Origin of the sequence: Pseudomonas simiae, from assembly GCF_000934565.1 — a bacterium.
Taxonomy (GTDB): Bacteria; Pseudomonadota; Gammaproteobacteria; order Pseudomonadales; family Pseudomonadaceae; genus Aquipseudomonas; species Aquipseudomonas simiae.
In genome coordinates this window covers 1,985,796-2,011,867 of the sequence record NZ_CP010896.1, presented here as the reverse complement: position 1 = coordinate 2,011,867, position 26,072 = coordinate 1,985,796, and the positions used below count along the sequence as shown (strand labels likewise).

The 26,072-nt window shown below is 61.2% G+C and carries 21 protein-coding genes, 6 tRNA genes and 1 pseudogene; 13 read left to right on the top strand and 15 right to left on the bottom strand.

Annotated elements, in window-relative coordinates; genetic code table 11:
• Window positions 1-15: 15 nt before the first annotated feature.
• On the top strand, window positions 16-642 hold the full coding sequence (locus tag PF1751_RS09205; protein ID WP_021492118.1) for a serine-tRNA(Ala) deacylase AlaX: 627 nt from the start codon (window positions 16-18) through the stop codon (window positions 640-642).
• Here PF1751_RS09205 and PF1751_RS09200 read toward each other — a convergent pair.
• Window positions 639-2,213 (bottom strand): alkaline phosphatase D family protein, encoded by a 1,575-nt coding sequence (locus PF1751_RS09200; RefSeq protein WP_044286910.1) that lies wholly within the window; start codon window positions 2,211-2,213, stop codon window positions 639-641. The genes PF1751_RS09205 and PF1751_RS09200 overlap by 4 nt on opposite strands.
• Entirely contained in the window at window positions 2,210-2,764 is a 555-nt protein-coding gene (locus PF1751_RS09195) for a GNAT family N-acetyltransferase (RefSeq protein ID WP_031290853.1), read from the bottom strand. The genes PF1751_RS09200 and PF1751_RS09195 overlap by 4 nt, the downstream gene beginning before the upstream one ends.
• Before the next feature lie 190 nt (window positions 2,765-2,954).
• Here PF1751_RS09195 and PF1751_RS09190 point away from each other — a divergent pair, with 190 nt between their 5' ends.
• The 6 genes from PF1751_RS09190 (at window position 2,955) to PF1751_RS09165 (ending at window position 10,171) form a co-directional block, all read left to right on the top strand.
• Entirely contained in the window at window positions 2,955-3,362 is a 408-nt protein-coding gene (locus tag PF1751_RS09190; RefSeq protein ID WP_005786670.1) for an ExbD/TolR family protein, read from the top strand.
• A gap of 2 nt (window positions 3,363-3,364) precedes the next feature.
• Entirely contained in the window at window positions 3,365-4,093 is a 729-nt protein-coding gene (locus PF1751_RS09185; RefSeq protein ID WP_010211659.1) for an energy transducer TonB family protein, read from the top strand.
• A gap of 24 nt (window positions 4,094-4,117) precedes the next feature.
• Window positions 4,118-6,400: a TonB-dependent receptor gene (locus tag PF1751_RS09180; protein ID WP_021492120.1), complete on the top strand. Its 2,283-nt coding sequence runs from the start codon at window positions 4,118-4,120 to the stop codon at window positions 6,398-6,400.
• Between the two features lie 17 nt (window positions 6,401-6,417).
• Window positions 6,418-7,065, top strand: coding sequence for a MotA/TolQ/ExbB proton channel family protein (locus PF1751_RS09175; RefSeq protein ID WP_021492121.1), 648 nt, complete (start codon window positions 6,418-6,420; stop codon window positions 7,063-7,065).
• Between the two features lie 53 nt (window positions 7,066-7,118).
• Window positions 7,119-8,336 (top strand): phospholipase D-like domain-containing protein, encoded by a 1,218-nt coding sequence (locus PF1751_RS09170; RefSeq protein WP_044286908.1) that lies wholly within the window; start codon window positions 7,119-7,121, stop codon window positions 8,334-8,336.
• Between the two features lie 95 nt (window positions 8,337-8,431).
• The gene (locus tag PF1751_RS09165; RefSeq protein WP_021492123.1) at window positions 8,432-10,171 is read left to right on the top strand and encodes a dipeptidase; all 1,740 of its coding nucleotides are present in this window, start codon (window positions 8,432-8,434) and stop codon (window positions 10,169-10,171) included.
• A gap of 43 nt (window positions 10,172-10,214) precedes the next feature.
• Here the strand turns inward: PF1751_RS09165 and PF1751_RS09160 are convergent, their stop codons facing one another.
• On the bottom strand, window positions 10,215-11,876 hold the full coding sequence (locus PF1751_RS09160; RefSeq protein ID WP_042572451.1) for a M24 family metallopeptidase: 1,662 nt from the start codon (window positions 11,874-11,876) through the stop codon (window positions 10,215-10,217).
• A 77-nt stretch (window positions 11,877-11,953) separates the two neighbouring features.
• Between PF1751_RS09160 and pdxR the strand changes: the two genes are divergently transcribed.
• The gene (pdxR, locus tag PF1751_RS09155; protein ID WP_044286907.1) at window positions 11,954-13,435 is read left to right on the top strand and encodes a MocR-like pyridoxine biosynthesis transcription factor PdxR; all 1,482 of its coding nucleotides are present in this window, start codon (window positions 11,954-11,956) and stop codon (window positions 13,433-13,435) included.
• A gap of 53 nt (window positions 13,436-13,488) precedes the next feature.
• Here pdxR and PF1751_RS09150 read toward each other — a convergent pair.
• The 6 genes from PF1751_RS09150 to PF1751_RS09125 all read right to left on the bottom strand — a co-directional run bounded on the left by PF1751_RS09150 (window position 13,489) and on the right by PF1751_RS09125 (window position 14,161).
• Window positions 13,489-13,564: transfer RNA gene (locus PF1751_RS09150), tRNA-Gly, on the bottom strand.
• A 3-nt stretch (window positions 13,565-13,567) separates the two neighbouring features.
• A tRNA-Glu gene (locus PF1751_RS09145) sits at window positions 13,568-13,643 on the bottom strand.
• Window positions 13,644-13,746: 103 nt separating this feature from the next.
• Window positions 13,747-13,822: transfer RNA gene (locus tag PF1751_RS09140), tRNA-Gly, on the bottom strand.
• Window positions 13,823-13,825: 3 nt separating this feature from the next.
• Window positions 13,826-13,901 (bottom strand) — tRNA-Glu (locus PF1751_RS09135).
• A gap of 104 nt (window positions 13,902-14,005) precedes the next feature.
• A tRNA-Gly gene (locus PF1751_RS09130) sits at window positions 14,006-14,081 on the bottom strand.
• 4 nt (window positions 14,082-14,085) lie between these two features.
• Window positions 14,086-14,161, bottom strand: a tRNA-Glu gene (locus PF1751_RS09125).
• 360 nt (window positions 14,162-14,521) lie between these two features.
• On the opposite strand from PF1751_RS09125, the gene PF1751_RS09120 reads away from it, so the two are divergent.
• Window positions 14,522-15,292 (top strand): hypothetical protein, encoded by a 771-nt coding sequence (locus tag PF1751_RS09120; RefSeq protein WP_010211670.1) that lies wholly within the window; start codon window positions 14,522-14,524, stop codon window positions 15,290-15,292.
• Between the two features lie 152 nt (window positions 15,293-15,444).
• Window positions 15,445-16,257 carry an alpha/beta fold hydrolase gene (locus tag PF1751_RS09115; RefSeq protein WP_044286906.1) on the top strand — a complete coding sequence of 271 codons (813 nt, stop codon included), beginning with the start codon at window positions 15,445-15,447 and terminating at the stop codon, window positions 16,255-16,257.
• 37 nt (window positions 16,258-16,294) lie between these two features.
• Here the strand turns inward: PF1751_RS09115 and PF1751_RS29805 are convergent, their stop codons facing one another.
• From PF1751_RS29805 to PF1751_RS09100, 4 genes and pseudogenes are all read right to left on the bottom strand, one after another.
• The gene (locus PF1751_RS29805; protein WP_392397732.1) at window positions 16,295-17,137 is read right to left on the bottom strand and encodes a methyl-accepting chemotaxis protein; all 843 of its coding nucleotides are present in this window, start codon (window positions 17,135-17,137) and stop codon (window positions 16,295-16,297) included.
• A gap of 15 nt (window positions 17,138-17,152) precedes the next feature.
• A pseudogene (locus PF1751_RS29800) lies at window positions 17,153-17,353 on the bottom strand (HAMP domain-containing protein); the annotation flags it as partial.
• Window positions 17,354-18,376: 1,023 nt separating this feature from the next.
• Complete coding sequence (locus tag PF1751_RS09105) at window positions 18,377-19,789, bottom strand: aminotransferase-like domain-containing protein (protein ID WP_021492127.1); 1,413 nt, start codon at window positions 19,787-19,789, stop codon at window positions 18,377-18,379.
• 203 nt (window positions 19,790-19,992) lie between these two features.
• Entirely contained in the window at window positions 19,993-20,754 is a 762-nt protein-coding gene (locus tag PF1751_RS09100; protein ID WP_010211676.1) for an SDR family oxidoreductase, read from the bottom strand.
• 228 nt (window positions 20,755-20,982) lie between these two features.
• Between PF1751_RS09100 and PF1751_RS09095 the strand changes: the two genes are divergently transcribed.
• Window positions 20,983-21,990: an NADP-dependent oxidoreductase gene (locus tag PF1751_RS09095; RefSeq protein ID WP_010211680.1), complete on the top strand. Its 1,008-nt coding sequence runs from the start codon at window positions 20,983-20,985 to the stop codon at window positions 21,988-21,990.
• A 140-nt stretch (window positions 21,991-22,130) separates the two neighbouring features.
• Here PF1751_RS09095 and pyrF read toward each other — a convergent pair whose 3' ends face one another.
• Entirely contained in the window at window positions 22,131-22,829 is a 699-nt protein-coding gene (pyrF, locus tag PF1751_RS09090) for an orotidine-5'-phosphate decarboxylase (RefSeq protein WP_010211681.1), read from the bottom strand.
• A gap of 259 nt (window positions 22,830-23,088) precedes the next feature.
• Here pyrF and PF1751_RS09085 point away from each other — a divergent pair, with 259 nt between their 5' ends.
• Together PF1751_RS09085 and PF1751_RS09080 are read left to right on the top strand one after the other, a co-directional pair.
• Window positions 23,089-23,853, top strand: a complete 765-nt coding sequence (locus PF1751_RS09085; protein WP_031290855.1) for a response regulator — start codon at window positions 23,089-23,091, stop codon at window positions 23,851-23,853.
• Window positions 23,853-24,884, top strand: a complete 1,032-nt coding sequence (locus PF1751_RS09080; RefSeq protein ID WP_010211683.1) for a sensor histidine kinase — start codon at window positions 23,853-23,855, stop codon at window positions 24,882-24,884. The genes PF1751_RS09085 and PF1751_RS09080 overlap by 1 nt, the downstream gene beginning before the upstream one ends.
• Before the next feature lie 64 nt (window positions 24,885-24,948).
• Here PF1751_RS09080 and PF1751_RS09075 read toward each other — a convergent pair whose 3' ends face one another.
• On the bottom strand, window positions 24,949-26,010 hold the full coding sequence (locus PF1751_RS09075; protein WP_010211684.1) for an AI-2E family transporter: 1,062 nt from the start codon (window positions 26,008-26,010) through the stop codon (window positions 24,949-24,951).
• Window positions 26,011-26,072 lie beyond the last annotated feature (62 nt).

Here is a 26,072-nt window from a genome sequence, read left to right as displayed (position 1 = left end):
ATGCGGATGTAGATCATGACCGAGCGCCTGTTTTTTACTCACGACCACCTGACTGCCGAGCTAGAGGTGTTGAGTTGCACACCTCACGGGGAGCAGTTTGCAGTCATCCTGCAGTCGACGATTTTTCACCCACAGGGCGGCGGGCAACCTTTCGATACCGGCTGGCTCGGTGAAAGCACTGTACTTCGCGTCACCCAGGAAGCCGACCGCGTGGTGCACTATGTCGACCGCCCATTGGAACCCGGTCCGATCACCGCTCGGGTCGATGAACAGCGCCGCACGTTACACACCCGATTGCATTCCGCCGGGCACCTGATCGGCAACGCAGGCGAGGCCCTGGGCTGGATGCCGATCAAGGCTCATCACTGGCCCGGCGAAGGCAAGATCACCTTCATCCGTGGCGAAGCGGCGCAAGCCATGGAAGCCGAGGCGCTCCAGCAACAGGTCAACCAATGGATCGCCGCGGATTACCCGCGCCACATGAACCTGGAAGACGGCACCCGCGAAGTCGGCTTCGGCGAATTGCCCGCGTATGCCTGCGGCGGCACCCACGTGCAGGCGCTGAGCGAATTGGGCCAGGTGAGCATCCTGGCCCTGTCGGAGAAAAAGGGTGCGCTGTCGGTGCGCTACGAAATCGCTTAAACCTCAATCGCCCCCGCCCACCCAGACTCCACCACAAATGACTTGAGGGTCGACACCGTGGCCGCCGGGTCGCGGGGGTCGGTAATCACACGCAGGTTCGTGAGCATCTTGTGTGCTTCCACCTCCACCGACACATACCCCCGCTGGCGGCTGTCGAAAAACTTCACATGCGGGTTGAGAGGCAGCAGCTTGCTGAACGCGTCAAAGGGCGGGCCGTCGGACGTCACTGAAGTGCCGACAAATTCCGTGGCCACCACCTGCGAGTCCGGGTTGTTGCCATCAGCCTGCAGATCCGTCACCCAGAACGAATGGATATCACCGCCCCAGAACACCGGGTTGCTGACCCGGTTACGTTCGATGGAAGCCAGCATCCGTGAGCGATTGGCCATGTAGCCATCCCAACCGTCGGTCCAACGTCCCGGTTTGTGGTTGGTCAGGTCACGCTGGGTCAACGGGGCCACCAGCAGGTCCTGGGCGATGATGTTCCATTGCGCCTTCGACTGGGCAAACCCTTGGTCCAACCAGGCCTCTTGCTGCCAACCAAGCAGGGTTCGGCCAGGGTCGCGCAAGTCGTGACAGAGGTTATCGGCAATATGCCCCTGGTGACTGCCATTGGCCAAAATGCACGGTTGTTCGGAACGATATTGCCGACCGTCCAGCACGTGGAAGCGGGCCAGTCGGCCGTAGTCCAGGCGTCGATAAATGCGCATGTCCGGCCCCTTCGGCAAGCTGCTGGCACGCAACGGCATATGCTCGTAGTAAGCCTGGTAGGCCGCCGCCCGCTGCTGCATAAATTGTGCGACAGGGACCCTGGGATCCTGGGACCAGCGGTTGGCGTAGTCGTTCTGCACTTCGTGATCATCCCAGGTCGCCACGCTCGGTGCGGCGGCGTGCAGGGCCTGTAGATCCGGATCGGTTTTGTACAGGGCATAGCGGTTGCGATAGTCGCTCAGGCTCACTGCATTGCCGCTGCCGTGGGAGCGAATGATCTTGCCCGAATCCGCCGCGTAGGAACTGTCGTAGATGTAGTCGCCGAGAAAAAACACCAGGTCGGGCTGCTCCTCTGCCAGGTGGCGATAGGCACTGAAATAACCGCGCTCCCAGTGGGAACACGAGACAAACCCAAGGCGCGCCGACGTCATGGCATGCACGCCCGGCGCCGTGCGCGACTGCCCCACCGGGCTTTGTGCCCCAAGCCCTTCGAACTGATACCAGTAAGGCCGGCCCGCCTCCAGCCCCGCGACTTCCACATGCACTGAATGCCCCCAGCGCTCGCTGGCCATGACCTCGCCCTGGCGCACCACGCGGCTCATGGCGGCATCGCTGGCGACCCGCCAACGCACCGGAACCGATCGGCTCAAGCCACCCCGGCCATCCGCGGCATTGAACAAAGGCGCCAGGCGTGTCCAGATCACAAACCCGTCGGGCAACGGGTCTCCGGACGCCACGCCGAGGGTGAACGGATAGTCCACTCCGGCGCTGCGCGCAAACGGACTGAGGATCGAAAACGTGGTGGCGACGGCCAGCCCGGCAAGCACCCGGCGCCGGCCATGATCAACCTCACCACTCACCGCCGTAACTCCCAATCCTCACGCACCGTGGCGAACACCAGCATGTCCTCATGCACGCCGTTCTTGAGGAACGCCCCGCGCATGCAGCCTTCGTACCGCAAGCCGATTTTCTCCATGACCCGCGCCGACTCTTTGTTGCGACTGAAACACTGGCTGCCCACACGGTGCAGGTCGAGTTCGGCAAAACCGTAGTCCATCAGCGCACGCGCCGCCTCTGCTGCATACCCCTGGTTGCGCGCATCCGCCGCTACCCACCCGCCCAAATGTCCATAGCGGTGGGCCGGGTTGATGCGCAGGCTGACGATGCCGATCAGTTCACCGCAGTCACGCCGATGCATGCCCAGGCTCAACAGGTGGGCCGAGTGAAATTTTTGCTGCATGCCCTCGATAAAGTTCTGCGCCGTTTCGAGGGTGTAAGGCGAGGGAATGCTCGCCGTGTTATCTGCGATGTTCGGACCGTTGGCGAGGCCCCACAACGTCTCGGCCTGATGGTTTTCCAGTGCGCGCATTAACAGTCGCGGCGTGGATATTTGTGGCAGCTCACGGCTCATTTCCAGGGGCCCTCGAAGTAAAGTTTTTGAGAGTGCTCCTGCCACATGTCAATTCTGTTACGTCACAAAAATGTCTTGAGATTCGCCTGTAAGACGCGTCCTAGAGCCCTCAAAACGTCAATTAAAGTTAACCAATCGGTCATTTTTGGTTGTTAGCGTGTCGCCCCTAATTCAATAACGGGGTAGCGGAATGAGAACCTGGGACGAACCGAAAAAACGCAAGGCGCACATCGAACTGATCCCGATGATCGACGTGATGATGTTCCTCCTGGTGTTTTTCGTACTCGTGAGCCTGAACGTGATTCCGGCCCTCGGCATGAAGACGCAACTGCCCAGCGCCAGCAGTTCGCAGCAGCTCAAACCACAGAACAAATTCATCCTGACACTGGGCCTGGAAGGCCAACTGCAACTGGATGGCAAGGACCTCACGGTCGACGCGCTGGTGCCGGCGCTGAAAGCGGCGGAAAAGCCCGACACCAAGTCGACCATCATCGTTAACAGCGACAAAGGCGTGGAGGTTTCGCGCCTGGTGGAAGTGATGGACACCCTGCGCCTGGGTGGCTTTACCTCCGTGTCCATTGCTACGCGTAAGTCCTGATCATGTACGTATTGTTTCGTGCGCGTCAGCTGCTGGGCAGCGTTCCGGCCCTGATCGCCCTGGTCCTGATTGCAGTGGGTATCCAGTCCCAGACGTTGAAGGTCGAGCCGGTTTATGACGAGTCGGCGGTCGAGTTGGCGTTGGTCGAGCCGGAGCCGGAAGTGATCCCGGAGCCGGTGGTGGAACAAGCGCCGCCACCGCCGGTGATCGAGGATGAAGAGGCCGAGCCAGCCCCGCCGCCACCGCCGCCAAAACCGCTGCCCAAACCCAAGCATGAGCCCAAGCCGAAACCTGTGCCCAAGCCCGTAGTCGCCCAACCGACACCTGCACCGGCTCCGCCACCGGTCACTGCCAAACCGGCACCGGCGGCTGTGGCACAGGTCGCGCCGACGCCCGCGCCGCCTGCGCCACCTAAGGTCGATGGCCAAGCACTGGAAGGCGGCTATCTCAAGGGGCTGCGCAACGAGTTGGACACCTACAAGCAGTATCCCACCGGGCGTCAGGCCTCCCTCGAACGCCCGACCGGCGAAGTGGTGGTCTGGTTGCTGGTCGATCGCCAGGGCCGGGTTCTCGACTCCGGCTTGCAAACCCAGGCCTCGAGCATGTTGCTCAACCGGGCCGCCACCAACAGCTTGCGTCGCATCAAGCAAGTCAAGCCGTTCCCCGAGCAAGCCTTCGGGGGCCGCAATGAGCAGCGCTTCACCGCCACCTTCAACTACAGCGTGCAATAAGCACCCGACACCAGGACGACAGAGATGAGGTTCACACGGATTCATCTGGCACTCGTTGCCGCAAGCATGGGCCAGGGAATGGTCATGGCCGACACCAACAACAGCGACGTCGGGACTATTGGGGTTCAGGGCAAAGCCACGGCAGGTGGCGGCTACATGGTGCAGGAGGAAAGCATCAAGGGCCGCTCCACCGTAACCAAGGAAGCGCTGGATAAACAGACCGCCACCGGCAACGCCGTGGACAAGCTCAAGTACACCCCAGGCTTGAACATTTCCAGCGAAGACAACACTGGCCTGTCCGGCTTTCGTTTCACCATGCGCGGGCTCAACTCCGACCAGGTGGGAATGTCGGTGGACGGCATGCCGATCAACGACTCGGGCAACTACGCGCTGTACTCCAACCTGTTGGGCGACCCGGAAAACATTGAGCAGATTTTCGTCACCCAGGGTTCCTCGGAAGCCGACGGTCCGCACATCGGTTCCAGCGGCGGCAACATCGGCATCGTGACCATTCGCCCGACCAAGGAAACCGGGGCATTCGTCAAACAGGTGATGGGCAGCAACGCCACGCGCAAGACCTTTGCCCGTCTCAATACCGGCGAGATCAACGGCCTGAGCAACTGGTTGTCGGCGTCGCATACCGAAGGCCAGATGTGGCGCGGTTCCGGCGCCGTGCGCGCGGACAAGGTCGAATGGAACAGCTTCTTCGACGCCGGCGATGGCAACACCGCCAACCTGATCCTCAAGTACCACGAGCAGGACAACAACAGCTACAGCCAACTGACCAAGGCCCAGTACCAGCAGAACGGCCGCAAGTACGACCCCTACCCCGCCACACCTACCGTGGGCAGCAACGGCAAGTACAACAGCTACTACGCGCTGGCGCAAAACCCGTTCCAGACGTTCACCGCCGTGCTCAATACCCAGTTCAAACTGGCGGACAACCTCGCGCTGTCGGTGATCCCGTATTACTACTGGGGTAACGGCAGCGGTGTCGGCTCGTCCAGCTATGCGCTGAACCGCGGCTCGAACCAGGGTGGCGTATTCGACCTGGGCAACCTGCCCACCGGCGCCCAATACAACGCCGACGGCACCCCGAACAGCGGTGTGTACTACCGCCCTTCGCGCACCCAGACCTGGCGTCCGGGCATCACCACCAAACTGAACTGGGACCTGGGCGACCACAGCCTGCAAGTCGGCTACTGGTACGAACGCGCACGCCAAAGCCAGACCCAGCCGTTCATTCCGCTCAAGTCCAATGGCAAGCCGGTGGACACCTGGCCGGATTCCAACGACGCCGTGGCCGATGCCAACGGCAACACCATCCAGGGTCGCGACCGCTTCACCATCACCCCGGCGCAGAAGGTCTGGGCCCAAGACACCTGGTACATCAACTCGGACTGGACCCTCATCGCGGGCCTGGCCTACATGAACGTCAAGCGCGACGGCACCAACCACGGCAGCCTCACCGAACAGCCGGAAAAACGTAACCAGACCTACAACAAGTTGCTGCCCAACGCCGGCCTGAAATACCAGTTGGACGAACGCGACCAGTTGTTCTACAGCCTGTCGCGCAACATGCGCATCCCGCAGAACTACGTGCTGTACGACAAAGGCGTCGGCTCCATCGACTCCAAGCCGGAAACCAGCTGGAACCATGAGTTGGGCTGGCGCTACACCGATGAAGACATGACCGTGGCCGCCACCTTGTTCTACATGCAGTTCAAGGATCGCCAGGTGTCGTCGCGCGACATCAACGGCGACTTCGCCGACATCAACGCCGGCTCCGTCAACAACAGCGGCCTGGAGCTGGAGTGGAGCGGCCTGTTGCCGAATCACTTCAACTACTACACCTCCTACACCTACACCAAGGCCGAGCAGCAAGACGACCTGACCGTCTACAACGCCGGCAAAGCCATCGTGTTGCCCACCAGCGGCAAGCAGTTCGCCAACGTGCCGAAAAACATGCTGGCCGCCAACATCGGCTACGACGACGGTCGTTTCTACGGCACCTTCGGCGGCAAGTACACCAGCAAGCTCTACGGCGACCTGACCAACGACGAAGCCATCTCCGGCCGCACCGTGTTCAACGCCGGCGCGGGTATTTACCTGCCGGTGGACAAAAAGGTGGTCAAGGACGCGACCCTGCGCCTGAACGTCGACAACCTGTTCGACAAGAAATACCTGGACGGCGTCTACACCACCAAGACCAACGCGGCCAGCTACAGCGGTTTCCGCGACGGCGACCCTGCCTACATCGTAGGCCTGGAACGCACCGTGACGGTTTCCCTGGAAGCCAACTTCTAATTGCGAGGTAAGTGAACATGGACATGAACCTGCTCCACGACATCACCTTTTATGTGATGTATGCCGCGATGGCCATCGCGATCTTTATCACCATCGAACGCGGGATTTACTTCGCCTATGTACGCAGGCAAGCCCGTGCGCTGACCGAGGTGCTGGGCGCCAATGTGCACAGCGAGCGCGACCTGCCGGAAAGCCTGATCCGCCGTGACAGCCTGCCGCTGAGCATGGTGTTGCCGGTCCTGGCACAGAAAGCCTCGCAAGGTTCGCGCAAGGACCTGGATGACGTGATCGAAACCCAATACCTGACCACTCGTGCGCCACTGGCCCGCAGCCTGTGGATCATCGAAACCATCACCACCGCCGCCCCGCTGTTGGGTTTGCTGGGCACCATCCTCGGCATTATCGACACCTTCAAGGCGCTGGCCACGGCGGGTGTGTCTGATCCAGGGCAGATTTCCGGTGGTATCGGGACGGCCTTGTTCGCCACCGGCCTGGGGATCGCCATCGCGCTGTTCTGCGTGGTGTTCCACAACTTCTTCCAGGACAGCCTGGAGCGTATCAACGATCAGCTGAAAATCCTGCTGATCCGCGCCGCCACCGGCGCCCGCGTGCAGAGTGACGTGCCGCACCTGGTGCCGACGCCGCTGCACAGCCGCACGGCGTAACCGTAACAGCGGGCGCGCAATGCGCCCGCTTTTCTTTTCCGATGGGAATCCCTATGTCCGTTTCCTTGAAATTGCGCATTGCAGGCCTGGCAGGCTTGCTCATGAGTCCGCTGGTCCAGGCGGACTTTTCGATTCCGGGGTTTGAACTGGTGCACACCGTGCCGGTGGACACCGCCCTCGGCACCGACGACTTGCGTCAACCGGGCCCGGTATGGAGCGAACTGTTCGACGGTGCAAAAAGCAGCATCGATATCGGCCAATTCTACGCCGTCGATCATCCGGGCTCGGTGATGGACCGCGTGATTGAACGCCTGGAAGCCGCCGGTAAACGCGGTGTGAAGATTCGCTTTCTGCTGGAAGAAAAAGGCATCAAGTTGTCGGAAGCCTCCACTCTGGAACGCTTGCGGGCGATCCCCAACCTGACCTTTCGTGTGTTGCCCTACGCGCGCGTGAGCGGCGGCATCATCCACGCCAAATACTTGGTAGTGGACGGCAAGCAGGCCTTCGTGGGCAGCCAGAATTTCGATTGGCGCTCACTGGAACACATCCACGAAACCGGGCTGCGCATCACCGACTCGACCGTGGTAAGCCAGGTGCAAGCGATCTTCGAGCAGGACTGGAAAGCCCAGCAGGCCTTGACCGACAACCAACCGGTGCCGCTGCCTGTCACAGGCAATGCACCACCGCGCACCGGCAACTACCTGGTCGCCAGCCCGCAACGCTACAACCCACCGGGAGTGGGCGACTCACAGTTGGAACTTCCACGCCTGCTGAACGAAGCGAAGCACGACGTGCGCGTGCAACTGTTGGACTACGCGCCACTGTCCTACGGACCCGACAAGACGCGTCCGTACTACGCGGTGATCGACAACGCCGTGCGCGCGGCAGCGGCACGTGGGGTGTCGATCAAGCTGATGGTGTCCAACTGGAACACCGACGCGCTGGAACTGCCCTACCTCAAAAGCCTGGCGGTGTTGCCTAACGTCCAAGTCAAGATCGTCACCCTGCCGCAAGCCAAGCAAGGCTTTATCCCGTATGCGCGGGTGATCCACAGCAAGACCATGGAGATCGACGGCCAGGTTGCCTGGATCGGCACCAGCAACTGGTTGGGCGGGTATCTGGATAATTCGCGCAACCTGGAAGTGGTGATGCGCAGCGAAGCGATGGCCAAGCGTGTCGGGGAATTGCATGCGCAATTGTGGGATGGGCCCTACGCTAGAGCCTTGAACGTGACCGAGGAGTACCCCGAGCCCCACCCTGGCCAGCATTGACCAGTGGCACCTGAGTAGTGGTAGTGTGTGGAAATGTTTCTGACAGATTGATCAGAAACTTCCCACTCACTACCTGCAAAGGAATGCGTCTCTCCATGCACTTCCCACTCAAGCAATTGGCGGCTGCCACCCTGTTCGCCGCGAGCCTCTCGGCCCTATCCAGCCCCGCGTTCGCTAACATCACTCCAGACCAGAGCACGGCGATTCTCAAGAGTTTCAGCGAAACGTCCGTCACCGATTTTCGCGGTTTCCTCGGCACACTGGCCAAGGGCGACATGGGCAAAACCAGCGACGTGGGCCCGGCGATCAATGCCTTCCTCGACAATAAAACCCTGAGCGCCGACCAGCAGAACGAAATCAATCGCCTGCTCGGCATCTACACCCGTGTGAAATACGGCAAGGCCGCCACCGAAACCCTGCGCGAGCTGGTGGAAATCCCGACCTTTAATGTCGACGGTCTGCCGCAATACAAGAACCCGGAATTCATCAAGATTGCCGGCAAGATCCAGGACCTGGCCAAGGCCTTTAACCTGAACTTTCGCAACATCGACAACCGTGTGTACGAAATATCCCTGGAAGGCAGCGGTGATGAAGTGGTCGGCATCCACGCCCACGCCGATGTGGTGCCGGTGACGCCGGAAAATTGGGTGCTGAAAGACGGCACCAAGCTCGATCCGTTCAAGGTCACGCTGATCGGCGACCGCATGTACGGACGTGGCACCGAGGATGACAAGAACGGCATCGTGGTAGCGATGTATGCCATGAAGGTGATCAAGGAAGAAAAACTGCCGCTGGCGCGCAATTTCAAGCTGCTGGTGGACACCACCGAAGAAACTTCCGGCGACGCGATTCCGTATTACTTCGAAAAGAACCCGACACCGCAGTACAACCTGGCGCTGGACGGCGGCTACCCGGTGGTGATTGCCGAGAAAGGCTACGGCACGGTGATGGCTACCTTCCCGCGTCGCAAGGGTGAAGGCAAAGGCGCGGAAATCATCGCGATGACCGGTGGCATGGCCACCAACCAGATTCCGTCGGCCTCGGTGGCAACGTTCGTCAGCGACAAGCCTGCCGAATTGGCCGCCAGCCTGCAGAAGGCCGGCACCGAATACGCCAAGCGCAACGGTGGTGATTTTGAAGTGGCCACCAAGGTCGATGGCAAAGACGTCAAGCTGACCGTCACCGGCGTGTCCGCGCACTCGTCCGAGCCGGAATCCGGGGTCAACCCAGTGGCGCGCATGCTGGAGCTGATTCACAGCGTCGATGGCAAGATCGCCCTCAAGCACAACCACATCACTGACGCCGCCCGTTATGCATCCGACAACTGGGGCCTGGACTACCTGGGCGGCAAGCTGGGCGTGGGCTTCTCCGATGAATTCATGGGTCCGCTGACCACTTCGCTGACCTTTGTCGGCCTGGATGACAAGGCCTTCAAGTTGGCGGTGAACCTGCGCGTGCCGAAGGGCAAGTCGCCGGAAAAACTCAAGGCCGAGATCGCCGACAAGCTGAGCGCCTGGGACAAGAAAACCAAGGTCAAGGTGGACTTCACCTACTCGGTGGCCGAACCGATGTACCGCAACCCTGAAGGTGAGTGGGTCAAAGCGCTGTTGGCGGTGGCCAGCGAAAACCTGGGCATGGATCACACGTTCGGCACATCGGCCGGCGCGACCTCCGTGCATGAACTGCCCAACGGCGTGCAATTCGGCCTGGCGCGTCCGGAAGTGAAGTACACCGGGCACACCGACAACGAATTCAAGACCGTCGACCAGTTCCTGCTGGACCTGCAGATCGTGACTGAAATGATGGGCCGTATCGGCCAATTGCCGAAGCTCTGAGCCAAGCGCTGATGTAAAGCAGCCCGCCGCAAAGGCGGGCTCTTCACGCTTGCAGCATCAATATATCCTCGAAAAAACCACCGACCGGTTCCGTGGGATGGCACAGCTGGATTTCCAGCACCCAGGCCATTTCGCTCGGTGGGATCTCCAGATCGGCCAGGTCCTTGCACTCGAACAATGCGTGAGGAAAATCCGCAAGACGATGCCCCGCGAGATTGCGCGCCAGCCTCCAGCCTTTTGACACCGCGCTTTGCTCGGCAAAGTCATAGAGTTCGCGCCCGGTGAGGCCGCGCAACCAGGCTTCGCGGGTCTCGTCGAAGACCTCGTGCAGTGCCGCGCGGCATGCCAGGTGCAACGGCGAATCACCGAACACAAAGGTATCGCCATAATCGCCTTCATAGCCGTCCCACACCGGGCCCAGGTCGACCACGGCGATATCGGAGGCGCGCAGCCTGCGCTGACGGTCAATCCCTTCGCGGGGGGGCCGGACCGTGTCGTCGCCAAAGCGGATATAGGTCGGATGCCAGGTGTGGGATGCGCCCATGGCCTGCAGCTGTTCGGCGGCCATGTCGAGGGCTTCGCCGGTGGTCATGCCAACCTTGAGGCGGCTCGCAATCGCCGCCAGGGCACGGATGGATTGGTCACGTGCCGCCAGCATGCCGTCAAACGAGTAGCGGGGGCCGACTTTTTCCCAGATCGGGTCAAACGCGGGCAAGGGCGTTTGCGCGCCTGAGCAACCACTGGGCACAAAGGCTTCGGCAACAAACCGGTGCGCCGGCAAGCCCGCGTCGAGACACTGCTCGCGGGCCTGGCGGATCATTGCGGCGTTACCGCACGCGTACACCTGCGCTTGCTCCCAGGCATGCCCGTGACTCAACGCAACCTCCTGCACCCTACCCTGCGACGCCAGCACCGGATGCCAGCAAAAACCCGGGTGCGCGGCGCTCGCGTCAGCCAGGAATGCACGGTCATAAAAATCCGCAGGTTGCGCCCCTCCCCAGTACAGCGTGACCTCGACGTTGCGCGCCAACGCTGTCAGCAGGATCGGCTTGATGCCCGCATAACCGGTGCCGGTGGCGAACAGGACGACAGGGCTGTCATCCGTTTCCTGCCAGGTACAGGCACCAAACGGCCCTTCCAATTGCAACAGATCACCGGCATCGAGGTCGCTGAGGAGCGTCTCGGAAAACAGCCCACCGCTTACCTGACGAATCTGAAACACCAGGCGCCCATCGTCTTCGGCCGGCAGGTTAGCGATCGAGAAGCACCGCGAGTCGCCATCGACCAGGCAGAACTTGAGATACTGGCCCGCCCGCACCACCAGCGGCCTGTCCGGCATCATCACCAGTTCAATGATGTCGGGGCTCAGTGCGCGCTTGCTCACGACCTGCGCCTCGACCACCCGCACGGGCGTGTCCAGCGACCATCCGGGGATTTCCAGGCGCATGTCGCCGCAGGCGTGGCTCTGGCACAACAGCATCTCATTGGCTGCCAACGGATAACACGGCGCGGGTGCATCCGGCGCCAGGTATTTGGCCCGGTATGTCCCTTCTGCGACCACCACCTTGCATGAGCCACAGGCCCCGCGTCGGCAGGAAAACGGCACCGACAAACCGTTGGCGAGCATCGCATCCAGCAACAGTTCGTCACCGGCCTCAAAGGTTTTCCCCGAGGGGGACAGTTCGACGATATGGCGTGTATTCATAACAACCTCGGGGTGAGTGAGGCTTGATTGTTGCGTTAGACTAGGCCCATTAAAACCTCCAGTTTTGGATACTTCAGATGGTCCAGATGCGAAAATGGCGCCCGCTGCTCAAGCTGGACGACACTGCCAGGCAGGCGTCCTACCGCAAGATTGCCGAAGGCCTGGTGGCCGCAATCGTGGAAGGACGATTGGCGCCCGGCACCTTGCTACCGGGCACACGGGAGATGGCGCAGTTGCTCGACGTCAACCGCAAGACCGTGATCCTGGCCTACGAAGAGGTCTTGACCAAGGGTTGGCTGGTCAGCGAGCCGCGGCGCGGAACGTTCGTCAATGCGCAGTTGACGTCCAAACAACTGCCGAGTCGCGCGCAAGCGTCCTTCGCTCCGCCCATCCTGGCGCAGACCACCGCTGCGTATTTCACCCAGAACGCCCAGGTGACCGCGCTGAATCATCGGCATGACGCGCTGTTTTTCGATAACGGCACCAGCGACCACCGCTTGCTGCCCCAAGCCGTGTTGCACCGCTATTACCGCAACGCCCTACGCAACAGCTTCGCGTCCAACACCCTGCGCTACGGCAGCGAGGGCACCGGCTACCATTTGCGCTGCGCCCTGGCCGAGATGCTGCGCAACAACCGTGGGTTGACGGTCAGCGCCGAAAACATCTGCCTGACCCAAGGCACCCAGATGTCGCTGTACCTGACCGCCAGCCTGTTGCTCAGACCCGGCGACGTGGTCCTGGTGGAGCGCCTGAGTTACCCACCGGCGTGGGAAATCTTCCGCAAGCTGGGCGCGCAACTGGTCACGGTGGACATCGACGAAGAAGGCTGCCGCACGGACCAGATCGACCGCCTGTGCCGCGAACATCAGGTACGGATGATCTATCTCACGCCGCACCACCAGTTCCCCACCACCGTGAGCCTGCACGCAGCACGGCGGCAACAGTTGCTGGCATTGGCGGCGCTGCACGACTTCTGCATCATCGAAGAAGATTACGACCACGAGTATCACTTCAATGGGCGGCCCTACTTGCCCCTGGCAAGCGATCGGGCCCAGCGCCATGTGATCTATATCGGCTCCTTATCCAAGGCCCTCGGCTCGACGTTTCGCTGCAGTTATGTGGTGGCTCCCGCGCAGGTGGTCGACGCCCTGCACAGCAACGCCGCATTGATGCTGGGCGATGCCGATGCAGTCGCGCAAACCATGCTCGCAGACCTGATCAACGACGGCGAACTCAAGAAACATCTGCGCCGGGTATCGAAGGAATACCGCGCCCGCCGTGAAACCTTGCAGACGTGCCTGCATGAGGCGTTCGGCGAGCGGATCAGTGTACGGGAGCCAGAAGGCGGGCTGGCGCTATGGGTGCGGTTCGACGCTCAGATAAACGTCGACCGGATGGTAGCAAGCGCATTGGACCACGGGCTGGTCGTCCGCAGCGGCCGACAGTTCTCACCGATGGACCAGGCGGAAAATGCGCTGCGCCTGGGCTTCGCATCGCTGAACCAGGAAGAAATCCGCGAGGCCACGTTGCGCTTGGCCAAAGCGGCGAACGCACGATAAAACGCGCACAAACAAAAACGCCGATCATTGCTGATCGGCGTTTTTGTTGAATATGGAGCGGGAAACGAGACTCGAACTCGCGACCCCGACCTTGGCAAGGTCGTGCTCTACCAACTGAGCTATTCCCGCAAATGGCGTCCCCTAGGGGACTCGAACCCCTGTTACCGCCGTGAAAGGGCGGTGTCCTAGGCCACTAGACGAAGGGGACACGCTACTGAAACACATGGTGTGTATTTCAGTGCCCAGAGGTTAGATCCGAAGATCATGCCCTGGTTTCACTCAGTGCCACCCGAAGGCCACACTGCTTAAATTGGAGCGGGAAACGAGACTCGAACTCGCGACCCCGACCTTGGCAAGGTCGTGCTCTACCAACTGAGCTATTCCCGCAAATGGCGTCCCCTAGGGGACTCGAACCCCTGTTACCGCCGTGAAAGGGCGGTGTCCTAGGCCACTAGACGAAGGGGACACACAACTGAAACACATGGTGTGTATTTCAGTGCCCAGAGGTTAGATCCGAAGATCATGCCCTGGTTTCACTCAGTGCCGCCCGAGAGCCACACTGCTTAAACTTGGAGCGGGAAACGAGACTCGAACTCGCGACCCCGACCTTGGCAAGGTCGTGCTCTACCAACTGAGCTATTCCCGCAAATTGGCGTCCCCTAGGGGACTCGAACCCCTGTTACCGCCGTGAAAGGGCGGTGTCCTAGGCCACTAGACGAAGGGGACACACGTACAACATTCACTACCTAGCCGCGTTTCGCTGTGTGCTTTACGCGTTAAGTGGCGCGCATTCTATGGATGGATTGAAAGGTCGTCAACCCCCAAGGATAAATTTATTAAAATCAATGACTTCGACCTGCTTTGCGGGCTTGCGGGCAGATTGTGCGCGGCCGGGCTTTGACGCCTATATTCTGGCGCCCGACAAGACGCTATAGTTCACGCTGGCAAATGATGGCAATGTGCATCCATGCAGGGAGCGCCTATCTATATAGAAGCAAACTACCCGGGCAACTGGTCGATCAGTCCTATCCGCCGGATGGCCCAGTCACTACACTCTACTGTAAACCCTATAAAGAGGTCACACCGGTGACACCACTCATGATCACCCTGCTGGTAATAGCCGGGATCGCAATACTGATCGCCATTGGCTACATGAACCACGTGGTGGAAAACAACAAGCTTGAAAAGAAGCGCACCGAGATCGAGCTTAATGATCGTCTGCGCCGTTGCGGTGAAATCACCGAGACCTTCCCCGGCCAGTTGATGACCCCGGCACTCAAACTGTTGATCACCCGCCTGGAGCTCAACGTCAACCAGCGCCTGCTGAACCTCAACAAAGGCAGCGCAGCGCTGAAAGCCCGCATCGCCGAGCTGAATGCGCTGGTGGCCCAGGGCGAATCGATCCCGGTGAACAACCCGCCTGCGCCGATCCAGACCGAAGCCAAGGCCAAGGACGTGCGTTTCCTGCTCGAAGCCCTGCACGGCCAGGTCACCCGCGCCGCCCAGGACGGTTTCCTGCCGGCCAACGAGGCCAAGCACTGGATCCGGGAAATCCGCCATATCCTGGTGTTGCTGCATATCGAGTTCTTCAACAACCTTGGCCAGCATGCCCTGCAACAGGCTCAGCCAGGCCAGGCACGCCTGGCATTCGAGCGTGGCGTGCAGTACCTGCGTAAACAGCCGGAGCCGGCGATCTACAGCGCGCAGCTGCAACACCTGGAAGCCCAGCTGGTCCGCGCGAACTCGACGGTGCTGACCAACAGCAAGCCCGCCGAAGACGAAATCAACGAACTTACCGAAGGCCTCAAAGTGGTGGACGCCGACGCCGAGTGGAAGAAAAAAGTCATCTACGACTGATTGTGCGGTCGTGGGGCGAGCCTGTGTTGAGCGGGCTTGCCCGGCTCACTACAACCTCATGGCTTCACAAGATGCCATCACTTTGCATCTATCCTCACGCGCCCGACTAGCGTAAAAAAGTGCCCCTTACTCCGTGAAGTCAGAGGCCCGTTATGCCCGTCGCCGTCATTGATGGACAACCGCTGCACTACGTAGACCAGGGCACCGGCCCAGTCGTCCTGCTCGGTTCAAGCTACCTGTGGGACGCCGACATGTGGTCGCCACAGATCGAGGCCCTGTCGCAACAGTACCGGGTGATCGTGCCCGAACTGTGGGGCCATGGTGAATCCGCTTCGTTGCCGGCGCAAACCCGCTCCCTTGATGACTTGGCACGCCAGGCCCTGACCCTGATTGACCAGTTGGATATTGCACAGATCAACCTGGTGGGGCTCTCGGTCGGCGGTATGTGGGGCGCACGCCTGGCGCTGGGGGCTCCCGAGCGAATTAACAGCCTGGTGCTGATGGACACCTACCTGGGCGCCGAGCCCGAGGCCACGCGCCAGTACTATTTCTCACTCTTCAAGATGATCGAAGACGCCGGCGCGATCCCCGAGCCGTTGCTGGATGTGGTGGCGCCGATCTTCTTCCGCCCGGGCATCGACCGCGAATCAGCGCTGTACCAGGATTTCCGCAAGCAATTGCAGGGTTACTCCAAGGAGCGCCTGTTGCAGAGCATCGTGCCCCTGGGTCGGTTGATCTTCAGTCGCGAAGACATACTGGAGCAGCTCCCACGCCTGGACGCCGATACCACGCTGGTGATGTGCGGCGAGCAGGACAAACCACGCCCTCCCGCCGAGTCCGAGGAAATGGCCGGGCTGATCGGCTGCAGCCTGATCCTGATTCCGGAAGCAGGCCATATCAGCGCAAGGGAAAACCCGGACTTCGTCAACGAAGCCCTGTTGACTTTCCTCGCCAACAACGCCTGACCGCCCTTCCCCTGCGGTCGCTGCCAACGTGCAGCGATCACAGGCGGAAGTGTCCCACCATGCCCTTGAGTTCCGCCCCCAACTGCGCCAGCTGAATGCTCGACGCGGCGTTGCCTTGCATACTCAACGCCGACTGATCGGCACTGGCGCGGATACTGGTGACGCTGCGGTTGATCTCTTCGGCCACCGAGCTTTGCTCCTCGGCCGCCGCGGCAATCTGCTGGTTCATCTGCTGGATCAACGACACCGCCACCGCGATGCTGCCCAAGGCACTTTCGGTTTCCAGGGCATCGCTCACCGCCAGCTTCACCAACTCCCCGCTTTGCTGGATCTGCTGCACCGAGGACTGTGCCGCGCTGCGCAAGGTGCTGACCAGTCGTTCGATTTCTTCGGTGGAGTGTTGAGTGCGCTTTGCCAAGGCCCGTACTTCATCGGCAACCACCGCAAAACCACGACCCTGCTCGCCAGCGCGGGCGGCCTCGATGGCGGCGTTGAGCGCCAGCAGGTTGGTCTGTTCGGCCACACTTTTGATCACACTCAACACGCTGCCAATATGCTGGATCTCCGCGCTCAGGCTCTCGATGCTGGCGCTCGCACTGGAGCTGGAAGTGGCCAACAACTCGATGCGCTGCAAACTCTGGCGCACGACCCGCTGACCGCTATCGACTTTTTCATCGGCGGTCTGTGCGGCTTGCGCGGCCTCTTCGGCGTTGCGTGCCACGTCATGCACGGTGGCGGTCATCTGGTTCATCGCCGTGGCGACCTGTTCGGTTTCTTCTTTCTGGCTGCTGACCTCGACATTGGTCTGCTCGGTGACGCTGGACAAGGAATGCGCCGAACTGGCCAGTTGCTCGATACCGGCTTGCAGGCCGCTGACCATCTGGCTAAGCCCGTTGCCCATCTGTTGCATGGCCTGCATCAACTGCCCGATTTCATCACGGCGGTTGACCTCCATGCGCCCGCTCAAATCGCCGGCGGCGATCTGCTGCGCCACGGCAATCACGCTGCGCAGCGGTGCGACGATCAAACGGGTGATCACCCACGCCGCTATCAACCCCACCAGCAAGGCCAGGGCCGAAGAACCGAGGATCAGCATTGAGCTTTTCTTCAACTGCGCCTGCATGGACTGGTCTTCGGCGTCGTATGCCTGGTTGACCCGGCTGACCACTTGGTCCGCCCGATCATGCAACTGTTTGTAGACCACCTTCTCTTGAGCCAGTAGCCCGGTGTACTCACCGAGTTTTTCACTGAAGGCGGCGATATGCCCGGCCACTTCGTTGAGCACGGTCTGGTAGCCAGAGTCCTTGACCGAGGTCTTCAGTTGCTCGACCTGGGCCAGGGCCTGGTCGGCTTGCTCGATCTTGCCTTGTTCGCTGGTGTCTTCATCGACTTTACGGCTCTGGTTCAGGCGTACATGGGCTTCATTCATGGCCTGCAGCATCAGGCGCGACACCTGGCTGACCTGCCCCGCCTGCTCGATAAACTCAGCGCCTTCCTTACCCTGGCTTTCCTTCAGGCCATAGGCGCCGTCATCCGCCAGCCCGGCCTGCAGCACATCCAGATTGTTCGCCACGCTGGACACCGACCAACTGGCCATTTCCAACGCCAGGTCCTTGGTCTGGGTCAATTCGACAAACTCATCGAACGCCTTGCGGTAGGCGGCCAAGGCTTCCTCGACATCGGTCATCACCGGCACGTTGGCCGCCGACTGGGCCTTGAGACTGGCCGCAAGAGCCGCCAAGGCATCGACACTTTCATGCAGGGCGTCGACGGCCTTGGGGTCGGCGTGCAACGCGTAGTCCTGCTCGATCAGGCGCACCTTGAGTAAACCGCTGTTCAGCGACGACATGGCCTTGAGCCCTTCGAAACGCTGACCAATGGTTTGCAGGGACCACACCCCGATCGCTGCGATCAACGCCGTCAGCAGCAGTACCAGGGTGAAGCCCAGGCCCAGTTTTTTTGCCATACCGAGGTTGGCGAATTGTCGTTGCACGGCCGAAATCATTGCACTTGAATCCTCTTGCAATGGCGGTTGCCATCGAGCCCTGTTTACACAGGCGAGAGTCGCAACCACAGGGCACTGAACACAAGTCGTTGGCGCCACAATAATGGCAAAAAGCTACACACTCGTCGTTTTCAGAATGGTCGAGGTCGATCTGGCGGGCCCCATGGCGCGGAACAACGCCAACGCCCGTTGATCAGCGGCATAGGCCACGTTGATGCGCAGCCACTCACTGGGCTCGCTGGTTGGGCTGAACAGCGCCCCCGGCGACAACAGAACGCCGAGCCGTCGGGCACATGCCTGCAACTGTGACCAGTCCCCTACTCCCGGACGAGCCCACAGGAACATACCGCCTGCAGGTATGGCGAACACCTCCCACTCCTCGTCCTCCAGCACCTGTAGCGTAGCTGCCATTTGCGTGTTCAGCCGCTTGCGCAAGCGCTGTACCCATTTGCGGTAGGTGCCATTTGCGAGCAGCGTGACCACCACCGCTTCGGCAAAGCGTGAAGTGCCGAAACCGGTCAGGGTCTTGAGGCTGGCCAACTGCGCGATGATCGCGGCGCTGGCACTCAGGTAACCCACGCGCAAGGCACTGCTCAAGGTTTTGGAAAAGCTGGCGACGTAGATCACCCGATCATCATGGGGCAGTGCTGAAAGGCGTGTGCAACTGGCGTGTTGCAGGTCACCGAAAACATCCTCTTCAACGATCAGGAAATTGTCGCGCCGCGCCAGCTCCAGCAAACGCTCTGCCACCGTGCGGCACAGGCTGGAGCCGGTGGGATTGTGGTACAGGCTGTTGATGAACAGGCACTTGGGCCGATGCCGCTGCAGCAGCGCTTCCAGCGCCGGAATATCCGGGCCTCCGGGGGTTCGCGGGACTTGCAGGAGTTGCACGCCGTGAAAAGCCAATTGCCGATAGAGGTTGCCGTACCCGGGCGTTTCGACCACCACGCAGTCGCCGGCCTTGAGCAGGGTGCGTATCAGCAAGTCCTGGGCATGGCTTGCGCCCGCCGTGGTGAGGATACGGTCCTGGTGGGTGGCAATGTGGATTCGGCTCAGGCGCTTGAACAGTTGTTCACGCAGCGCCGGCAACCCCAATGGCGTGCTGTAGTTGAACAGGCCGGCGGTGTCGATTCGAGTGACCTCACGAATCGCGTAACTGATGTCATCGCTTTCACGCCAGGCATCCGGCAACCAGCCGCAGCCCAACTTCAGTTCGCCCAGTGGGCTATCAACGAAGGTGCCCCATCCCCGCTCCGCACCTTCGTACCAAAGGTCCTCAGGCAAAGCGGGCGGCTGGGCCACGCTGAAACCCGAACCGGGCCTGGAAACCAGCACACCCTGGGCAACCATCCGCTCGAACGCCTCGATCACGCTGGATTGGCTGAGCAAATTATCGAGGGCCACCTGTCGAATGGACGGTAAGCGCGTGCCGGGGCTCGCGCCACTCGAGCGAATCCATTGCGTCACTGCGCTGATGATTTGCTGCACCACCGGTACAAGGGCTTGTCGATCGATCCCTAAATCCATGCGCCACTCACTTCAACTGTCTGTTATTCAACCCAGAACAGTTAAGCACAGAAGCCCATTTCGACCGCCTGCCAATACTTATTAAATCATTGATTTTGTTGGATTATTTACCTAATGATACACATTCTGACGGGGCACTCCGCCATCTATGGAAACGCCCCACAGCCCCCCAAACCTTTTCGAATGGAGGGCGGCGTGAGGTCCTAGATTGCGGTCGCACCACCGTCCACCGCCAAGGCTTGACCCGTGGTAAACGCCGCACCGTCGCTGCACAGATAAAGCACCGCACTGGCAATTTCCTCGACCTTGCCGATGCGACCCACCGGGTGCATGGCAGCGGCAAATTCAGCTTTGCGTGGGTCGGCTTCATAGGCTCGCCGGAACATATCGGTATCGATCACGGCCGGGCAGACCGCGTTGACGCGGATTTTCTTCTTCGCATACTCGATGGCCGCCGATTTGGTCAGGCCGATCACCGCATGTTTGGATGCCGCATAAATACTCATCTTCGGCGCCGCGCCCAACCCCGCGACTGACGCGGTGTTGACGATCGCCCCGCCGCCCTGGGCCAACAGCAGCGGCAACTGGTGCTTCATGCACAACCACACGCCCTTGACGTTGACACCCATGATCGCGTCGAACTCATCCAGGCTGCCGTCGGCCAGCTTGCCCTTTTCGATTTCGATCCCGGCATTATTGAAGGCGTAGTCCAGGCGACCATAGGCGGCAAGGGTCTGGGCCATCAATTGCTGGACGTCCGCCTCCAGCGTGACGTTGCAGCGCACAAACAGCGCTTCGCCGCCGGCCTGATGGATCAGGGCGACGGTGTTTTCACCGCCCGTTGCATCCAAATCGGCAACCACGACCTTCAAACCTTCGGCGGCGAACGCCAGCGCGGTGGCGCGGCCAATACCGGCAGCGGCGCCGGTCACCAGAGCGACCTGGCCGGAAAACGTCATGCTCATAGAAGATGTCCTGTGGGAGAAAAAGCGGTGGGTCGAGTCTAGCCAACGCCGCGCCGGACGCGTCAGCACTATCAAACCGCCGGTTGGGGCTGCATGGATCGCAGTGATAAGGGCCACCTGGCGACTATCAGCAACACCTATCGACCGGCATTCGCGCCCTCGGTGAACCTTGCTCCCTGCCCATTGAAGGGCTATCACTTCAGGTTCATTTCCAGAAGAGTCGCCACCATGACCGCCCAGACCAACCGCCAATTCCTGCTCGCCAAGCGCCCGGTCGGCGCGGCTACCCGGGACACCTTCACTTACCAGGAAGTCCCGGTGGGCACGCCCCAGGACGGCCAAGTGCTGGTGCATAACGAATACCTGTCCCTCGACCCGGCCATGCGCGGCTGGATGAATGAAGGCAAGTCCTATATTGCGCCGGTCGGCATCGGCGAGGTGATGCGCGCGCTGGGTGTGGGCAAGGTGATTGCCTCGAACAACCCGAAGTTCGCCGTCGGCGACTACGTCAACGGTGCGCTGGGCGTGCAGGATTATTTCCTGGGCGAGCCGCGTGGCTTCTACAAGGTTGACCCGAAACTGGCGCCTTTGCCGCGCTACCTGTCTGCCTTGGGCATGACGGGCATGACCGCCTACTTTGCACTGTTGGACACCGGTGCGCCAAAGGCCGGCGAAACCGTGGTGATCTCCGGCGCGGCCGGTGCCGTGGGCAGCATTGCCGGGCAGATTGCCAAACTCAAGGGCTGCCGTGTGGTGGGCATTGCCGGTGGCGCCGACAAGTGCAAATTCCTGGTGGATGAGCTGGGCTTCGATGCCGCCATCGATTACAAAAGCGAAGACGTGCCCGCTGCACTCAAACGCGAGTGCCCCAAAGGCGTGGATGTGTATTTCGATAACGTCGGCGGCGATATTCTCGATGCCGTCCTCAGCCGCCTGGCACTGAAAGCCCGCGTGGTGATCTGCGGCGCCATCAGCCAGTACAACAACAAGGAAGCCGTGAAAGGTCCGGCCAATTACTTGTCACTGCTGGTCAATCGCGCGCGCATGGAAGGGTTTGTGGTGATGGATCACGCTGCAGGCTTTGCCGCTGCCGGGCAGGAAATGGCCGGCTGGATGGCCCAGGGCAAGCTCAAGAGCAAGGAAGATATCGTGGAGGGGCTGGAGACGTTCCCGGAGACGTTGATGAAGCTGTTCAACGGGGAGAACTTCGGGAAGTTGGTGCTCAAGGTCAGCTGACGCAGCTGAACCCAATGTAACCACTCCCCCAAAAACGCTGGCCGCAATTCGACAGGGATTGGGCGGCTAAACCGGCAGGGATGCCGGTTTAGCCGCCAGCGGTAGCAAGCGCCCCATCGCTGGCAAGGCCTACCCGTTGTTTAGGCGATTTCAGCGACAACTGCCGCCAACGCCTTGGCCGGATCCGCCGCCTGACTGATCGGACGACCGATCACCAAATAATCGGAACCCGCGTCCAGTGCCTGGCGCGGCGTCAGGATGCGGCGCTGATCGTCCTGGGCGCTGCCCGCCGGACGAATCCCCGGGGTCACCAATTGCAGCGACGGGTGCGCGGTTTTCAGCGCCTGGGCTTCCAGCGCCGAGCACACCAGGCCGTCGAGGCCGGCTTTCTGCGCCAGGGCAGCCAGGCGCAGCACTTGCTCCTGGGGTTCGATGTCCAGGCCGATGCCAGCCAGGTCTTCGCGTTCCATGCTGGTGAGTACGGTCACACCGATCAGCAAAGGTTTAGGACCGCTGCGCTGCTCCAACACCTCACGGCAGGCGCTCATCATGCGCAGGCCACCGGAGCAGTGCACGTTGACCATCCACACGCCCATTTCGGCGGCGGCCTTGACCGCCATAGCGGTGGTGTTCGGGATATCGTGGAATTTCAGGTCGAGGAACACCTCGAAGCCTTTATCACGCAGGGTGCCGACGATTTCCGCGGCGCAACTGGTGAACAGTTCCTTGCCGACCTTGACCCGGCAAAGCTTCGGGTCCAACTGGTCAGCCAGCTTCAGTGCGGCGTCACGAGTGGGGTAATCCAGGGCGACGATGATAGGAGTCTGGCAGACGGACATTGGAATGGGCTCTCAGGCAAGTCGAAATCGGCGCGGATTGTAGCGCAAGCGGCGCCGTTGCGGGATCCGATGATCGGTAAATACTGACCAACCGCCATCGGGCGGGCATTTTCTGCAATTATTTCAAAGTTGATACATTCACGACACGCCCCCAACACGCCCCTCGGCTAGCCTCGCTCGCACGACCCACCGACCAGCACTTCCAGCCATGGGGCTGGGCGCCTATGCTGACCGCAACGACCAGGCAGATGATCGCATTATGCAGACCCCTTCCGTCTCTTTGAACGACGAGCAAAAAGGCGCAGTGATCGCCGATGACACACGCTGGAACACCCGCGCGCTGATCGTTGACGACGATGTGCCGATCCGTGAACTGCTGATCGATTACCTCGCGCGCTTCGGCATCCTGGCCACCGGCGTCACCGACGGCACCGCGATGCGCCAGGCCATGCAAGCAGAAACCTTCGATGTGGTGGTGCTTGACCTGATGTTGCCGGGTGAAGACGGCCTGTCGCTGTGCCGCTGGCTGCGCGCGGAGTCGGACATCCCGATCCTGATGCTCACCGCCCGCTGCGAACCCACCGACCGGATCATCGGCCTGGAACTGGGCGCCGACGACTATATGTCCAAGCCATTCGAGCCGCGTGAGCTGGTAGCGCGGATCCAGACCATCCTGCGCCGAGTGCGCGATGATCGCACCGAACAGCGCGCCAACATCCGCTTCGACAACTGGCGCCTCAACAGCGTGTTACGCCAACTGGTCGCCGATAATGGCCTGGTGGTGCCGCTGTCCAACGCAGAATTCCGCCTGCTGTGGGTGTTCATCGAGCGCCCGCGCCGGGTATTGAGCCGTGAGCAGTTGCTGGATGCAGCCCGAGGCCGCTCCATTGAGGCCTTTGATCGCAGCATCGACTTGCTGGTGTCGCGCCTGCGGCAAAAACTCGGGGATGACCCCAAGGCCCCGCACCTGATCAAGACCGTGCGTGGCGAAGGCTACCTGTTCGATGCACGGGATATCGGTTAATGCGTAACGGCTTCAACACGTTATTCGGTCGACTGTTTGGCGTGTTGCTGGTAGCGATTATCCTGGCCCACGTGCTGGCGTTCTCCTGGTTTCGCTATTACGGCCCGCCCCCGCCGCCTCAGGAAACCTTTGTCGAACAGCCCGACGGCACGATGAAGCCTCTGCCCAAGCACAAGCGCCCGTGGTTTGGCGGCCCGGTGGTGCCGCTGACGTTCCAATTCATCTCGCTGATCATTGCGGCCTGGTACGGTGCCAAGTTGCTGAGCCGTCCGATTCAGCGCCTGAGCGAAGCCGCCGAGCGCTTGAGCCTGGACCTCGACAGCCCGCCCCTCGACGAGTCGGGACCGCGTGAGGCACAGCAGGCCGCGTCGACTTTTAACCTGATGCAACGGCGTATCCGCGAACAGGTCAGCCAGCGTGCGCGCATGCTTGGCGCGGTCTCCCATGACCTGCGCACCCCGCTGTCACGCCTCAAGCTGCGCCTGGAACAGATCGACGACACCAAGCTGCAGGGCCAGATGCGCCAGGACCTCGACGACATGATCGGCATGCTCGACGCCACCCTGAGCTACCTGCACGAGCAACGCACCAGCGAAGCCCGGCATTGGCTGGACGTGCAGGCGCTGGTGGAGTCGATGAGCGAAAACGCCCAGGACCAGGGCGCCGACGTGCAGTTCGCCGGCACCTGCGCGCCGCTACAGGTGCAGCCGATGGCCTTGCGTTCGTGCCTCAACAACCTGATCGACAATGCCCTGCGCTATGCCGGTACGGCGCGCATCGAACTGACGGACAGCCGCGAGGCCTTGGTGATCCGTGTGATCGACCACGGCCCCGGCATCGCCGCTGACAAGCGTGAGGCGGTGTTCGAGCCGTTCTATCGCCTGGAGGGCTCACGCAATCGCAACTCCGGCGGTGTCGGCCTGGGCATGACGATTTCCAAGGAGGCGGCGGAACGCCTCGGCGGTCGGCTGGACCTGGAGGAAACACCGGGTGGTGGGCTGACCGCTGTGATGTGGTTGCCCAGGGTCTGAAGGGCCAACACGGACTCATGCAGGAGCAGGCAAGCCAGCTCCCACAATGATCTCTACCGGTCAGTTACAGGGGTTTATCTTCCCGCCGTCCTTGGGCATGGGTTGCGCTCCAATCCATCAACAGGCTGTAGGCCACCGCCAGCAGGGTCGGACCAATAAACAGGCCGATGAACCCAAACGCAATCAAGCCGCCGAACACGCCAAGCAGCACGATCACCAGCGGCAGGTTGCCACCACGGCTGATCAGGTACGGCTTGAGCACGTTGTCCACGCCGCTGATGATGAAGGTGCCCCACACGCCGAGGAACACCGCGTAGGTGTAGTCGCCCTTCCAGGCCAGCCAGGCCGTGGCCGGGATCCATACCAGCGGCGGGCCCATGGGGATGAGGCTGAGCAGGAAGGTGACGATACCCAGCACCAGCGCGCCCGGTACGCCAGCAATCAAGAAGCCGATCAACGCCAACAGCGCTTGCGCGGCGGCGGTGCCGATCACGCCGTTGACCACCCGCTGTACGGTGCCGGCCACCAGTTCGATGTAGTAGCCAGCGCGATCGCCGATCAAGCGTTCCAACAGGCGGTGAACGAACATCGCCAGGCGCGGCCCATCACGGTAGAAAAAGAACACGAATACCAGGCTAAGGGTCAGTTCCAGAATCCCCCCACCGATTTGCGCGCTGCGCGCCAGCAACCAGTTGCCGACCTGCCCCAGGTAAGGCTTGATGCTGACCATCAAGGCTGCGCCCTGCTGATCAATGCTGTCCCACATCGCCACCAGCCGTTCGCCGACAAAGGGGATCGAGCCGAGCCAGGTAGGCGCCTCCGGCAAGCCGTCGACCTGGATATCCTTGATCAACGCCGTTGCATCGCGCACGTGATCCGCGAGGTTGAAACCCAGCCACACCAGCGGCAGCGCCACCAGCAGCATCCAACCCAACGTGAGGATGCCGGCGGCCAAGGATTCCCGCCCCCCCAGCCAGCGGGTGAGCAGGACCATCAACGGCCAGCTGGCAAACGCCAGCACCGCGCCCCAGAACAGCGCCGACCAGAACGGCGCCATCACCCAGAAACTGGCACCGAACAGCACCAGCAGCAGGATTTGCACCAGTAGGCGATCGTTATTGAGCATGTAGGATCTCGAAAGGAAGACTGTAGGAAGACAGCTTAGGCGAACGGCACGGGTCCGTTCGC